Source organism: Klebsiella sp. 10982 (assembly GCF_048589245.1).
In the GTDB taxonomy this organism is placed as follows: Bacteria; Pseudomonadota; Gammaproteobacteria; order Enterobacterales; family Enterobacteriaceae; genus Klebsiella; species Klebsiella quasivariicola.
The window spans coordinates 81558-94918 of the sequence record NZ_JBMAXV010000003.1 but is presented as its reverse complement, the minus strand read 5'-3'; the positions used below and the strand labels follow the sequence as shown (position 1 = coordinate 94918).

14 protein-coding genes are annotated in these 13361 nt (G+C 56.0%); 9 read left to right on the top strand and 5 right to left on the bottom strand.

Features of this window, described 5'->3' with window-relative positions:
• Nucleotide 1: 1 nt before the first annotated feature.
• Both ligA and zipA read right to left on the bottom strand, forming a co-directional pair.
• On the bottom strand, nt 2–2017 hold the full coding sequence (ligA, locus tag ACKLKD_RS03550; RefSeq protein WP_025711433.1) for an NAD-dependent DNA ligase LigA: 2016 nt from the start codon (nt 2015–2017) through the stop codon (nt 2–4).
• 69 nt (nt 2018–2086) lie between these two features.
• Nucleotides 2087–3130: a cell division protein ZipA gene (zipA, locus tag ACKLKD_RS03545; RefSeq protein WP_165931772.1), complete on the bottom strand. Its 1044-nt coding sequence runs from the start codon at nt 3128–3130 to the stop codon at nt 2087–2089.
• 230 nt (nt 3131–3360) lie between these two features.
• Between zipA and cysZ the strand changes: the two genes are divergently transcribed.
• From cysZ to crr, 5 genes are all read left to right on the top strand, one after another.
• A complete protein-coding gene (cysZ, locus tag ACKLKD_RS03540) occupies nt 3361–4122 on the top strand; it encodes a sulfate transporter CysZ (protein WP_025711435.1) in 762 nt (253 codons plus the stop codon).
• 175 nt (nt 4123–4297) lie between these two features.
• The gene (gene cysK / locus ACKLKD_RS03535) at nt 4298–5269 is read left to right on the top strand and encodes a cysteine synthase A (RefSeq protein WP_004202001.1); all 972 of its coding nucleotides are present in this window, start codon (nt 4298–4300) and stop codon (nt 5267–5269) included.
• Nucleotides 5270–5649: 380 nt separating this feature from the next.
• A complete protein-coding gene (gene ptsH, locus ACKLKD_RS03530; RefSeq protein ID WP_002913505.1) occupies nt 5650–5907 on the top strand; it encodes a phosphocarrier protein Hpr in 258 nt (85 codons plus the stop codon).
• 44 nt (nt 5908–5951) lie between these two features.
• Nucleotides 5952–7679 carry a phosphoenolpyruvate-protein phosphotransferase PtsI gene (gene ptsI / locus ACKLKD_RS03525; RefSeq protein ID WP_025711436.1) on the top strand — a complete coding sequence of 576 codons (1728 nt, stop codon included), beginning with the start codon at nt 5952–5954 and terminating at the stop codon, nt 7677–7679.
• Nucleotides 7680–7721: 42 nt separating this feature from the next.
• Nucleotides 7722–8231, top strand: a complete 510-nt coding sequence (gene crr, locus ACKLKD_RS03520; protein ID WP_008803873.1) for a PTS glucose transporter subunit IIA — start codon at nt 7722–7724, stop codon at nt 8229–8231.
• 40 nt (nt 8232–8271) lie between these two features.
• On the opposite strand, the gene ACKLKD_RS03515 is transcribed toward crr, so the two are convergent.
• Nucleotides 8272–8511: a cytoplasmic protein gene (locus ACKLKD_RS03515; RefSeq protein ID WP_080896878.1), complete on the bottom strand. Its 240-nt coding sequence runs from the start codon at nt 8509–8511 to the stop codon at nt 8272–8274.
• Complete coding sequence (gene pdxK, locus ACKLKD_RS03510; protein WP_080896877.1) at nt 8508–9374, bottom strand: pyridoxine/pyridoxal/pyridoxamine kinase; 867 nt, start codon at nt 9372–9374, stop codon at nt 8508–8510. Before pdxK ends, ACKLKD_RS03515 begins: the two co-directional genes overlap by 4 nt.
• A gap of 82 nt (nt 9375–9456) precedes the next feature.
• On the opposite strand from pdxK, the gene ptsJ reads away from it, so the two are divergent.
• From ptsJ to ACKLKD_RS03490, 4 genes are read left to right on the top strand one after another with little or no spacing between them, the layout of a single operon-like run.
• The gene (ptsJ, locus tag ACKLKD_RS03505; protein ID WP_080896876.1) at nt 9457–10755 is read left to right on the top strand and encodes a transcriptional regulator PtsJ; all 1299 of its coding nucleotides are present in this window, start codon (nt 9457–9459) and stop codon (nt 10753–10755) included.
• Between the two features lie 13 nt (nt 10756–10768).
• Nucleotides 10769–11506, top strand: coding sequence for a type 1 glutamine amidotransferase (locus tag ACKLKD_RS03500; protein ID WP_080924269.1), 738 nt, complete (start codon nt 10769–10771; stop codon nt 11504–11506).
• A gap of 59 nt (nt 11507–11565) precedes the next feature.
• A complete protein-coding gene (locus ACKLKD_RS03495; protein WP_080896875.1) occupies nt 11566–11940 on the top strand; it encodes a YfeK family protein in 375 nt (124 codons plus the stop codon).
• A gap of 22 nt (nt 11941–11962) precedes the next feature.
• The gene (locus ACKLKD_RS03490; RefSeq protein ID WP_025711442.1) at nt 11963–12358 is read left to right on the top strand and encodes a YybH family protein; all 396 of its coding nucleotides are present in this window, start codon (nt 11963–11965) and stop codon (nt 12356–12358) included.
• Here the strand turns inward: ACKLKD_RS03490 and cysM are convergent.
• On the bottom strand, nt 12355–13266 hold the full coding sequence (cysM, locus tag ACKLKD_RS03485) for a cysteine synthase CysM (protein ID WP_025711443.1): 912 nt from the start codon (nt 13264–13266) through the stop codon (nt 12355–12357). The genes ACKLKD_RS03490 and cysM overlap by 4 nt on opposite strands.
• Nucleotides 13267–13361: the final 95 nt, after the last annotated feature.

Sequence of the window (13361 nt, the reverse complement as noted above, 5' to 3'; positions counted from 1 at the left end):
GTTATTCTCCCAGCAGGCGCATCATTTCGGCTTCGTCAATCACCTCAATGCCCAGCTCCTGCGCTTTCGCCAGCTTAGAGCCCGCAGCTTCGCCGGCAATCACCAGATCGGTTTTCTTCGACACGCTGCCCGCTACCTTCGCCCCCAGCGCCACCAGACGTGCCTTGGCATCATCCCGCGACAGCTGACTCAGGCTACCGGTCAGAACCACGGTTTTACCCGCAAACGGACTATCAATTTCTTCCGCCTTCACCACCACGGGCGCCGGCCAGTGGATGCCTTCGGCCAGCAGCTGCGCGATGACATCGCGGTTGCTCTCTTCGGCAAAGAAGTTGAAGGTATGGGTGGCGACTACGATGCCAACGTCAGGGACCTTTTGCAGATCCTCAATGGACGCCTGCTCCAGAGCGTCAAGGGTGCCAAAATGCGCCGCCAGCCCCGCCGCCGTCGCTTCTCCTACCTCGCGAATACCCAACGCGTAAAGGAAGCGCGCAAAGGTTGTCTCTTTGGCTTTCTCCAGGGCGTTCACCACGTTTTGCGCAGACTTCGGCCCCATCCGATCCAGCCCGGTCAGTTTTCCTGCCGTCAGGCGGAAAAGATCCGCCGGGGTATGGACATACTCTTTCTCTACCAGCTGATCGATGATTTTGTCGCCCATGCCGTCAACGTCCAGTGCGCGACGAGAGACAAAGTGCTTGAGCGACTCTTTGCGCTGCGCACCGCAGATAAGGCCGCCCGTACAGCGAGCCACCGCTTCGCCCTCGACCCGCTCAACGTCTGACTGACATACCGGGCAGTGGGTCGGGAAGACCACATCCCGGGCATCTGCCGGACGCTCGGAAAGCACCACGTTGACCACCTGCGGGATCACGTCGCCAGCCCGGCGAATCACCACCTTGTCGCCGATTTTCAAACCTAAGCGCTCGATTTCATCGGCGTTATGCAGGGTGGCATTGCTCACCAGCACGCCGGCAACATGGACCGGCTCCAGGCGCGCCACTGGGGTAATCGCTCCGGTGCGCCCCACCTGGAACTCCACGTCCCGGACGAAAGTCATCTGCTCCTGTGCCGGGAACTTAAAGGCCACAGCCCAGCGCGGCGCGCGGGCCACGAAACCCAGCTGTTCCTGCAATGCCAGCGAATCGACTTTGATCACTACGCCATCAATGTCAAAGCCCAGATGAGGACGATCTTCCTCAACTTTACGATAGTAAGTGAGCACTTCCTCGGGGGTATGGCACAGGGTGACGCGATCGCTCACCGGCAGCCCCCAGGCTTTAAACTGCAGCAAACGGGCCGAGTGGCTGGCGGGCAGCTCGCCGCCCTCCAGCACGCCCACGCCATAGCAGAAGAAAGTAAGCGGTCGCTTCGCTGTGATGCGTGGATCGAGCTGGCGCAGCGAACCCGCCGCCGCATTACGCGGGTTAGCAAACACTTTTCCGCCGGTGCGGCGCGCTTCTTCATTGATTTTTTCAAACCCGGCCTGCGGAAGGAACACCTCACCGCGCACCTCAAGGCGGGCGGGGATATTTTCGCCATGCAGCTTGAGCGGGATGGCGCGAATGGTTCGCACGTTAGAGGTAATATCTTCGCCGGTGGTGCCATCGCCGCGGGTCGCCGCCTGCATTAACACGCCGTTTTCATAGAGAATACTCACCGCGAGGCCGTCGAGCTTAAGCTCGCAGCAGTAGGTGAGACCGTCAGTACTTTTCAGACGATCCTGCACCCGCTTGTTGAAGGCAAGAAAACTCTCTTCATCAAATACGTTGTCCAGCGACAGCATCGGTACTTCATGGCGGATCTGGCTGAAGGCGGTCAGTGGCGCCGCCCCCACCCGCTGCGTCGGCGAGTCCGGGGTAATCAGCTCCGGATGCTGACTCTCCAGCTCGCGCAGCTCGCGCATCAGGCGGTCATATTCCGCATCGGGTACTTCCGGTGCGTCCATAACGTGGTACAGATATTCATGATGGCGAAGCGTGGTTCGCAGTTCAGTCAGTTGTTGTTCGATCGGTTCCATATCACACCATCAATGATAAAAAACCCCCGACAGGCGGGGGTTGAGAAGGAGTTGAGATAACGCGGGACGTCAGGCGTTCGCGTCTTTCACTTCGCGAATACGATCCTGATATTCACGCAGTTTTTGCGGCGTCATCATGCGACGCTGATCGTCAAGCACCACGCCGCCCACTTCATCAGCGATATACTGCGCAGACTGCAGCATCAGCTTGAAGTTCTGCAGTTCATCGCCATAGGAAGGGACCTGCATAAAGATAGTCACCCCGGGGGTCATCATATCCGCCATACTGTCCGGATTAAAGGTCCCCGGCTTCACCATGTTGGCCAGGCTAAACAGCACGGGTCCGCTGCCGTCCGGGCTCAGGTGACGGTGGAAAATATTCATTTCGCCAAACTTGAAACCGGCCTGCTGAATGCTGTTGATTAGCACCTCACCGTTAAGCTGCGAGCCGTGATGAGCGGCGACGTTCATCACGATAACCGTCTCTTTGCGCTCTTTCGGCTGAGGGGCAGCAGGCTGCTGCGGTTCCGCTGGCTGTGGCTCAGCCACAGTGGGCTGCGGCGCGGCGACAGGCTGCTGCGGTGCGGTCGGCTGCGGCTGGGCGACAGACGGCGTCACCGGTTGTGGCGCCACGGGCTGCTGCACAACCGGCTGCGGCTGGTGTTGAGGTTGCACGGGCGGCTGCGCGGGCTGTGGCTGTTGCCAGCCGGGCTGTGGTGCCGCATGCGGCACAGGCTGCTGCCCCTGCGGCGGAACCGGAGCCTGGCGCGGCGGCTGGCGAACCGGTTCTTCGGGACGCACAGGCTGCTGCATCTGACGCTCGTAAGGCGGCTGGTACTGGTGCTGTGGCGCCTGACGAGGGGCTTCATGCTCCCCATGCGCGCCGTGCGGGGCGTGAGTGACCGGATGAACGCGGACTTCACCTACGCCTTCAACATTATCATCAAAGTCGTCATATTCTGACTCATCGTCGCGCGACTTCATACGTTTCAGTGGGCGATCGCGAAACATCGAAGAACGTTCTTTACGGCTGGTCCAGAACCCATGTACCAGTAAAGCGATTATGGCGATCGCGCCAACAATGATTAATATCAGACGCAAATCCTGCATCATTATATTCTCTGTTGTTCTAACACCTTGCCACCACGGCAAACATTTACTCACTAAGAGTATTTGCCGATTACCTCAAGTGCAAGTGCGTCGGTGGCTTTCACCACATAAAGATGAACTAAATCGTGCTTTTTGCTGTTTTTTCGAACATTTCCTAACTGGTTATTGTCTGACGACCCGATAAAATAAGCGCGCATTCACCCTGGATGTTAAAAAAGGAGCATTGCCTGGCTATGGTTTCATCATCCGCACCAACCCCGCGTAGCGGCGTTTATTATTTTTCGCAGGGCTGGAAACTCATCGGTCTGCCGGGCATACGTCGTTATGTCTTCCTGCCTTTGCTGGTTAACGTGTTGCTGATGGGCGGTGCCTTCTGGTGGCTGTTTACCCGTCTCGGCAGCTGGATCCCCTCGCTGATGAGCCATGTACCGGACTGGTTGCAGTGGCTGAATTATCTGCTGTGGCCGCTGGTAGTGATCTCAATCCTGCTGGTGTTTGGCTACTTCTTTTCGACAATCGCCAACTGGATAGCCGCCCCGTTCAGTGGACTGCTGGCAGAACAGCTGGAAGCACGCCTGACCGGCGCCACCCCGCCGGATGTCGGCGTGTTTGGCATCATGAAGGATATTCCGCGCATTATGAAACGGGAGTGGCAGAAGCTAGCCTGGTATCTGCCGCGTGCCATCGTGCTGTTATTGCTCTATTTTATTCCTGGCGTTGGCCAGACAGTAGCACCGGTACTCTGGTTCCTGTTCAGCGCATGGATGCTGGCGATTCAATACTGTGATTATCCTTTTGATAATCATAAGGTCCCCTTCAAAACCATGCGTGAAGCACTGCGCAGCCGCAAGGTGATGAATATGCAGTTTGGGGCGCTCACCAGCCTGTTCACCATGATCCCGGTAGTAAACCTGGTGATCCTCCCGGTGGCTATCTGCGGCGCCACCGCCATGTGGGTTGATTGCTATCGCGATAAACACGGTCTCTGGAAGTAGCTCTTATACGTCCATCCAGGAGCGGCAAAGGCCGCTCCTTATATCTCGCTTATTCCTTCTTGCTCACCATTATTTCCCTTCCGCATATAGATATGCTAAATCCTTACTTCCGCATATTCTTTAAGCGGGTATGCTGATGCCGTACCCCCAAATTTCATACAGTTAAGGACGGGCCATGAGTAAGATTTTTGAAGACAACTCCCTGACTATCGGTCATACGCCGCTGGTACGACTGAACCGCATTGGTAACGGCCGTATCCTGGCAAAGGTAGAATCTCGTAACCCGAGCTTTAGCGTAAAATGCCGTATCGGCGCCAATATGATCTGGGATGCTGAAAAGCGCGGCGTTCTGAAACCTGGCGTGGAACTGGTCGAACCGACCAGCGGCAACACCGGTATCGCCCTCGCCTACGTGGCGGCGGCACGCGGCTATAAACTGACGCTAACCATGCCAGAAACCATGAGCATTGAGCGTCGTAAGCTGCTGAAAGCGCTGGGCGCAAACCTGGTGTTGACCGAAGGCGCCAAAGGTATGAAAGGCGCCATCCAGAAAGCGGAAGAGATTGTCGCCAGCAACCCGGAAAAATTCCTGCTGCTGCAGCAGTTCAGCAACCCGGCAAACCCGGAAATTCACGAGAAAACCACCGGCCCGGAAATCTGGGAAGACACCGACGGTCAAGTGGATGTGTTTATCTCTGGCGTTGGTACCGGCGGAACGCTGACCGGTGTCAGCCGCTATATTAAAAACACCAAGGGTAAAAAAGATCTGATCACCGTCGCGGTTGAACCGACCGACTCGCCGGTCATCTCTCAGGCGCTGGCAGGCGAAGAGCTCAAGCCGGGTCCGCACAAAATTCAGGGTATCGGCGCTGGCTTCATCCCTGGCAACCTGGATCTGAAGCTGGTGGATAAAGTCATCGGTATCACCAATGATGAAGCTATCTCGACGGCACGCCGTCTGATGGAAGAAGAAGGCATTCTGGCAGGTATCTCTTCCGGGGCCGCCGTTGCCGCCGCGCTGAAGCTGCAGGAAGATGAGGCCTTTACCAATAAGAATATTGTGGTTATCCTACCTTCCTCAGGTGAGCGTTATTTAAGCACCGCGTTGTTTGCCGATCTCTTCACAGAGAAAGAACTGCAACAGTAGTGCCAGCTTGTAAATAATGTGTAAAAAAGCACCTTTTCAGGTGCTTTTTTGTGGCATACGTCAAAGTTTTACCCCTCCTGGCATTGATTCACCTCGTAGGGTCTGGTATTTAACCAGCACATTTATTTTGATGCGCGAAATTATTCAGAAGAGGATTTCCGCCAGCTGAATCGATTTTATGATTTGGTTCAAGTCTTCCTTTCGCGGCATAATGTTTAATGACGTGCTAGACGTCAATGGCCCTCAGGTCTTCGCAGCGCCAGGCGCTGCCGACGCCAAGGCCGGAAACGTAACGCCGGCGCTAACAATACAGGCTAAAGTCGAGTCGTTAGACTAGACTTTAGGTCCACAACACTAAACCTATAAGTTGGGGAAATATAATGTTCCAGCAAGAAGTTACCATTACCGCTCCGAACGGTCTGCACACCCGCCCTGCTGCTCAGTTTGTTAAAGAAGCTAAAGGCTTCACTTCTGAGATCACTGTAACCTCCAACGGCAAAAGCGCCAGCGCCAAAAGCCTGTTCAAACTGCAGACTCTGGGCCTGACCCAGGGCACCGTAGTGACCCTCTCCGCTGAAGGCGAAGATGAGCAGAAAGCTGTTGAACATCTGGTTAAACTGATGGCTGAACTCGAGTAAGTTCACGGGTTCTTTTTCATATCAGTCACAAGTAAGGTAGGGTTATGATTTCAGGCATTTTAGCATCCCCGGGTATCGCCTTCGGCAAAGCACTGCTGCTGAAGGAAGATGAAATTGTCATCGACCGGAAGAAAATTTCTGCCGATAAGGTTGATCAGGAAGTCGAACGTTTCCTGAGCGGCCGCGCCAAGGCCTCCGCCCAGCTGGAGGTCATCAAAACCAAAGCTGGTGAAACTTTCGGTGAAGAAAAAGAAGCCATCTTCGAAGGGCATATCATGCTGCTGGAAGATGAGGAGCTTGAGCAGGAAATCATAGCCCTGATTAAAGATAAGCACATGACTGCCGACGCGGCAGCCAATGAAGTTATCGACGGTCAGGCCACTGCCCTGGAAGAGCTGGACGATGAATACCTGAAAGAACGTGCCGCTGACGTACGTGATATCGGTAAGCGCCTGCTGCGCAACATCCTTGGTCTGGCGATCATCGATCTGAGCGCGATTCAGGATGAAGTTATCCTCGTCGCTGCCGATCTGACCCCGTCTGAAACCGCACAGCTGAACCTGAAAAAAGTGCTGGGCTTCATCACCGACGCGGGCGGCCGTACTTCTCACACCTCCATCATGGCGCGTTCCCTGGAACTGCCAGCGATTGTGGGCACCGGCAACATTACGGCGCAGGTGAAAAACGGCGACTATCTGATTCTTGACGCGGTGAACAATCAGGTTCTGATCAACCCGTCTAACGAGCAAATTGAAGCGCTGCGTAATCTGCAGGCTCAGGTTGCGGAAGAAAAAGCCGAACTGGCGAAACTGAAAGATCTGCCGGCGATTACCCTCGACGGCCATCAGGTTGAAGTGTGCGCCAACATTGGTACCGTTCGCGATGTCGAAGGTGCTGAGCGCAACGGCGCCGAAGGCGTAGGCCTGTATCGTACCGAATTCCTGTTCATGGATCGCGACGCGCTGCCGACAGAAGAAGAGCAGTTTGCAGCTTATAAAGCGGTGGCTGAAGCCTGTGGCTCTCAGGCCGTTATCGTCCGTACCATGGACATCGGCGGCGACAAAGAGCTGCCGTACATGAACTTCCCGAAAGAAGAGAACCCGTTCCTCGGCTGGCGTGCCGTACGTATCGCGATGGATCGTAAAGAGATCCTGCGCGATCAGGTTCGCGCTATTCTGCGTGCCTCTGCTTTCGGTAAATTGCGCATCATGTTCCCGATGATCATCTCTGTTGAAGAAGTGCGTGCACTGAAGAAGGAGATCGAAATCTACAAACAGGAACTGCGTGACGAAGGTAAAGCATTTGACGAATCCATTGAGATCGGCGTGATGGTGGAAACACCGGCTGCGGCGACTATTGCTCGTCATCTGGCCAAAGAAGTTGATTTCTTTAGTATCGGCACCAATGATTTAACGCAATATACTCTGGCAGTTGACCGTGGTAATGATATGATTTCACATCTTTACCAGCCAATGTCACCGTCTGTACTGAATCTGATTAAGCAAGTTATTGATGCTTCTCACGCTGAAGGTAAATGGACTGGCATGTGCGGTGAGCTTGCGGGCGATGAACGTGCTACACTTCTGTTGCTGGGTATGGGGCTGGACGAATTCTCTATGAGCGCCATTTCCATCCCGCGCATCAAGAAGATTATTCGTAACACGAACTTCGAAGATGCAAAAGTATTAGCAGAGCAGGCTCTTGCTCAACCGACAACGGACGAGTTAATGACGCTGGTTAACAAGTTCATTGAAGAAAAAACAATCTGCTAATCCACGAGATGCGCGGCCCAAATTACTGCTTAGGAGAAGATCATGGGTTTGTTTGATAAATTGAAATCTCTGGTTTCTGATGACAAGAAAGACACCGGAACTATTGAGATTATTGCTCCCCTTTCCGGTGAAATCGTCAACATCGAAGACGTGCCGGATGTGGTTTTTGCGGAAAAAATTGTGGGCGATGGGATTGCCATCAAACCGACCGGTAACAAAATGGTCGCGCCGGTAGACGGTACCATTGGTAAAATTTTCGAAACCAACCATGCGTTCTCTATTGAATCTGATAGCGGCATTGAGCTCTTCGTTCACTTCGGTATTGATACCGTTGAACTGAAAGGCGAAGGCTTCAAGCGTATTGCTGAAGAAGGCCAGCGCGTGAAAGTCGGCGACCCGGTAATCGAATTCGATCTGCCGCTGCTGGAAGAGAAAGCCAAGTCTACCCTGACGCCGGTGGTTATCTCCAACATGGACGAGATCAAAGAGCTGATCAAACTGTCCGGTAGCGTGACTGTGGGCGAAACCCCGGTTATCCGCATCAAGAAGTAATGCTTGCTGCATAAAAATGGCGCCGAAAGGCGCCATTTTTTTATATCGCGTTGGTCACTACCTGGTAGCATTTCTCCCGGGAAAGAACGCGCATACCTTCCGGCGTACTTTCCAGAATGCGTCTTTCACTGTCAGAAACCAGCAGTTCGCACTGATACCCTCCGGCCAGGCCGAACAGCGACCGCGCCACGCAGGCATCCTCCAGCGCCGCCTCCCCCGTCGTATCAAAATGACCGACAATACGCCCCTGCTGGCGGATCACTAACCGGTAGCTTTTCATCGATTTTTCTCCAGCGGTGGCAGGATCAGTTCATCGCAACCCTGCGCGGCGGTCCAGTTCATCACCTCCAGCACGCGCTGCGCGGCAGCCTGTGTCGCGGCCCCCAGTGCCAGGCCGCTGAGCAGGCCACTCACCAGTTCGGCGCAGAACAGATCGCCCGTCCCCTTCAAATCTGTCTCCACCCGTGGATGAACCACCACCTCCACCGCATCGGCTGTTACCACCAGCACATTGATCGTCGAACTCGCCTCCCCCGGTGCACTGGTGATCACCACCCACTTAAGGGTATCTGACAGCAGACTTCGCGCCGCGGCAACCGCCTCCTGTTGATTGCGACAGCGCCTGCCGCTCAGCGTCTCCAGTTCAAACAGATTCGGGGTGATCCCCTGTGCCAGCGGCAGCAAATGCTGACGATAGGCGTCCGGGATCTCGGCCTTAACGTAGATGCCGCTGTCGACATCGCCGATGACCGGATCCACCAGGATGCACAGCTCAGGATGGCGCACACGAACCCGTGTCAGCCACTGCGCCAGGCGCTCGATTTGCACGGCATTGCCCATATAGCCGGTGGTCACCGCCCGCAGTTCACGCAACGCGTCGCGCTCCTCCAGCGCCTGCAGATATCCGACAAACCACTCCTCCGGGATAATGCCGCCATAGAACGTCTCATAATGAGGCGTATTGCTGAACAGCACCGTCGGCACCGCCAGCACGCGCAGGCCGTGCTGTTTAATCGCCGGAACCGCGATGCTGTTACCGACGCTGCCGTAGACTACCTGTGACTGCACGGCGACGATATCAACCTCCGACGCCCGGCTTTTGTCATGAAAGAGCACTGATTGTATGTCATCTTGCTGGCCCATCTTTTCTCCCCCCGCTGGACAGCGGGTCACGCTCTGATTATGATTCGTCCTATGCTAAATTTCATTTTGTCATAGGTCAATAATGTTAGCCGGAAAAACCGCCAGCGAAATCTTCGATAATATACGCCACCTGGTGCAAAGCGGCGCGTTGCAACCCGGCGAAATTCTGCCGCCGGTACGCGAGCTCGCCAGTCAGCTGGCGGTGAATCGCAATACCGTCGCCGCCGCCTATAAACGCCTGGTGACCTCTGGCCTGGCCGTCAGTCAGGGACGCAACGGTACGGCCATCAAAGCGCGGGACACACTGCCAGTGCTGGAGGGAGGCGATCCATCCACGCCGCTGAACGATATCTCCGGCGGCAATCCAGATCCTGCCAGACTACCCAATCTCACCCGCTATCTGGATCACATTATCCGCACGCCGCGCCTGTATGGGGATGCCGCTGTCGACCCCCGACTGGGGGAGTGGGCCACGGCCTGGTTTGCTCGCGAACTGTCCGCTCCGTTTGAAGTCAATCTTGCCAGCGGGGCGATTGACGCTCTGGAACGCCTGCTGTGCGCGCTGCTGCTCCCGGGGGATGGCGTGGTCGTGGAAGATCCCTGTTTTCTCAGCAGTATCAATATGGTGCGTTACGCTGGTTTTACCCCCTGTCCGGTGGCGGTGGATGCCGAGGGGATGGATCCTGACGAGCTGGAGACGGCATTGCGTAACGGCGCGCGGGCAGTGATCTTAACCCCGCGGGCGCATAATCCTACCGGCTGTAGCCTGACGGAACCCCGGGCGCAAGCGCTGCGGGAGGTGCTGGCCCGCTATCCGCAGGTATTGGCTATCGTCGATGACCATTTTGCCCTGCTGTCGGCCACGCCGTGGTACTCCCCTCTGCCCGCGAGCACGCAACGCTGGGCGCTGGTCCGCTCAATGTCGAAGACCCTGGGGCCGGACCTGCGGCTGGCCTTTATCGCCAGCGATAGCGAAACCTCAGCCGCGCTGCGTCTGCGGCTAAACGCTGGCAGCCAGTGGGTCAGCCATCTGCTACAGGACCTGACGCTCGCCTGCCTGACCGATGACCTGTTTATCGCCTCGATGGCCGAGAGCCGCGATCACTATCAACAGCAAAATCAGAAACTGGCGGCGGCACTGGCCCGGCACGGATCCCGTCATTTTCCGCCGGGCGATGGCCTCAATTTCTGGCTGCCGCTGCCGGCGGCGAGCCAGCCTTACGCGTTACGCCTGGCCCGCGCGGGCTGGCTGGTACGCGAAGGGGAAGTATTTGGCGTGCGAACACCAGCACACGGGCTGCGCCTGTCGTTGGGTCGCCTGAATGACGCTGAGATTAACCGACTGGCGGAAGATTTGGCGCTGGTCCTAACCCACCCCTAACGGAGGCCATAACATGCGGGTCCATTTTATTGTTCATGAGCATTTTGAAGCGCCCGGCGCTTACCTGACCTGGGTGCAAAAGCATGGCTATTCCACCACCTGGTCGCGGATTTATGCCGGAGATCCACTGCCGGCAAACGCACACGATTTTGATATGCTGGTGGTGCTTGGCGGCCCGCAGTCTCCACGCACTACGCTGGCAGAATGTCCCTACTTTAATGCGCAGGCGGAACAGCGGCTGATCGCTCAGGCCGTTCACGCGGGTCGCATCGTGGTGGGTATCTGCCTCGGCTCGCAGCTGATTGGCGAAGCGCTGGGCGCGCCGGTGATGGAAAGTCCGGAAAAAGAGATTGGCCATTATCCGCTGACGCTAACCACCGCCGGACTGATGGATGACAAAATCGCTCACTTCGGCCATACCGTAGTGGTTGGCCACTGGCATAACGATATGCCCGGCCTGACCCCAACGGCGGAAGTGCTTGCCTCCAGCGAAGGCTGCCCACGACAGATAGTCAAATATGGCGAACGGGTCTACGGTTTCCAGTGCCATATGGAGTTTGATACTGCGGTAATCGAACTGCTGATCGCCAATTCACAGCAGGAACTTAACGCCGCCAGAGGCCGTCGTTTTGTCCGTCGCGAAGAGGAAATGCGCACCTGGGACTATCGAGAGATGAATCAGAAACTCTGGACATTTCTCGACAAACTGACGGAAAAACAACCGGAAACAGGCGCTATTCCGAAAACTTAATTGCCATGGCGCGAAGAGAGTAGACTTTACCGGACAACCCAATCCGGAAGGGACGCAAAATGAAAAGCATTTTCTGCGCGCTGCTGACACTGTTACTCTCTTTTCCCGTTATAGCTAAACTTAACGCCTACCAGGAAGCGCGCATTAATGCGATGCTTGATGCCCTGGCGCAAAAAAGCGATCTCATCTTCGTGCGCAATGGCGATGCCCATACTTGCGATGAAGCCGTGGCACATCTGAGGCTGAAATTAAGTAATACGCGCAACCGTATCGATACTGCAGAACAATTTATCGATAAGGTGGCATCATCATCCTCTGTCACCGGCAAGCCTTATATCGTCAGGTTCCCTGGTAAAAACGATCAGCAGGCCCGGCCGTACCTGCATACCCTGATCGCCCAGACGGATAAAACTGTGACGGTGGCGGAAAAATAACTCACGAACAGGAGTCCCAGCAATGCCTCACTCCAGCTCCACGTTAAAAGCAGTCATTGAAGCCTGCGATCGCGCAATCTCGCAGGAGGATTACGATACCCTGATGGCCCATTACGCAGAAGACGCCGCGCTGGTCGTCAAACCGGGCATGGTGGTCAGAGGGAAAGAGAATATCCGCAAAGCCTTTATCGCCATTGCCGACTATTTCCAGCACCGACTGGTGGTGACTCAGGGAAAAATGGAGGTTATTGAAGGCGGCGGCAATGCGCTGGTCATTATGGAAACCCGGCTGGATATCCCGACGGCGGACGGGATATCCCAGGTTACGCGGCGCGCCACCTACGTCTTTCAGAAGCAGGACGAGCGCTGGCTGTGCACTGTCGATAACTCCTACGGCACTGACCTGCTCGATGATTAAATGCCCGCCCCCTGGCTAAAATGTTCCTCGCCGAATACGCCGGTGGAGAGGTAGCGATCGCCACGATCGCAGACGATCGCCACCACCACCGCGCCGGGATTTTCGCGGGCAATGCGTAACGCGCCCGCCACCGCGCCGCCTGAGCTGACGCCACAGAAAATCCCTTCCCGTACCGCCAGCTGACGCATGGTGTTCTCGGCATCCTGCTGATGAATATCCAGCACCGCATCTACCAGCGAAGCGTTAAAAATGCCCGGCATATACTCTGCTGGCCAGCGGCGGATCCCGGGAATACTGCTGCCCTCTTCCGGCTGCAGGCCGACAATAGCCACCGGCTTACTCTGTTCGCGCAAAAAGCGCGATACCCCGGTAATGGTGCCGGTGGTCCCCATGCTGGAGACAAAGTGGGTAATTCGCCCCGCGGTCTGCTGCCAGATTTCCGGTCCGGTAGTGGTGTAGTGGGCGTAGGGGTTATCCGGGTTGTTAAACTGATCGAGCAGTTTGCCTTCTCCGCGCTGGGCCATCTCCAGCGCCAGGTCGCGAGCCCCCTCCATTCCCTGCTCTTTGGTCACCAGGATAAGCTCGGCGCCGTAGGCGCGCATGGCGGCCCGACGCTCCTGACTCATGTTGTCGGGCATCAGCAGCTTCATGCGATAACCTTTCAACGCAGCGATCATCGCCAGCGCAATGCCGGTGTTGCCGCTGGTCGCTTCGATCAGTACGTCGCCAGGCTGGATTTCACCCCGTTTTTCCGCTTCGACGATCATCGACAGCGCGGCGCGATCTTTCACCGAGCCGGCCGGATTATTGCCTTCGAGTTTGACCCAGACTTCGCTGCCGTTGTCCGGTCCCAGACGCTGAAGTTTGACCAGAGGGGTATTGCCGATGGTTTGTTCGAGTGTATTCACGATTTTTACTCAATAAAAAAGCCGGGCGGCGCTTCGCTTACCCGGCCTGGCAGACGCGTGATAATTCCAGACCGGGTAAGCAGAGCCTCACCCGG

Bases quoted from the DNA above. Each gene is read 5' to 3' on its own strand.
- ACKLKD_RS03515 (WP_080896878.1), bottom strand. From the start codon at position 8,511: ATGAAAAGCTACCGGTTAGTGATCCGCCAGCAGGGGCGTATTGTCGGT.
- crr (WP_008803873.1), top strand. From the start codon at position 7,722: ATGGGTTTGTTTGATAAATTGAAATCTCTGGTTTCTGATGACAAGAAA.
- ACKLKD_RS03490 (WP_025711442.1), top strand. From the start codon at position 11,963: ATGCCTCACTCCAGCTCCACGTTAAAAGCAGTCATTGAAGCCTGCGAT.
- ACKLKD_RS03495 (WP_080896875.1), top strand. From the start codon at position 11,566: ATGAAAAGCATTTTCTGCGCGCTGCTGACACTGTTACTCTCTTTTCCC.
- ptsJ (WP_080896876.1), top strand. From the start codon at position 9,457: ATGTTAGCCGGAAAAACCGCCAGCGAAATCTTCGATAATATACGCCAC.
- ptsI (WP_025711436.1), top strand. From the start codon at position 5,952: ATGATTTCAGGCATTTTAGCATCCCCGGGTATCGCCTTCGGCAAAGCA.
- ACKLKD_RS03500 (WP_080924269.1), top strand. From the start codon at position 10,769: ATGCGGGTCCATTTTATTGTTCATGAGCATTTTGAAGCGCCCGGCGCT.
- cysZ (WP_025711435.1), top strand. From the start codon at position 3,361: ATGGTTTCATCATCCGCACCAACCCCGCGTAGCGGCGTTTATTATTTT.
- zipA (WP_165931772.1), bottom strand. From the start codon at position 3,130: ATGATGCAGGATTTGCGTCTGATATTAATCATTGTTGGCGCGATCGCC.
- ptsH (WP_002913505.1), top strand. From the start codon at position 5,650: ATGTTCCAGCAAGAAGTTACCATTACCGCTCCGAACGGTCTGCACACC.
- cysK (WP_004202001.1), top strand. From the start codon at position 4,298: ATGAGTAAGATTTTTGAAGACAACTCCCTGACTATCGGTCATACGCCG.
- ligA (WP_025711433.1), bottom strand. From the start codon at position 2,017: ATGGAACCGATCGAACAACAACTGACTGAACTGCGAACCACGCTTCGC.
- pdxK (WP_080896877.1), bottom strand. From the start codon at position 9,374: ATGGGCCAGCAAGATGACATACAATCAGTGCTCTTTCATGACAAAAGC.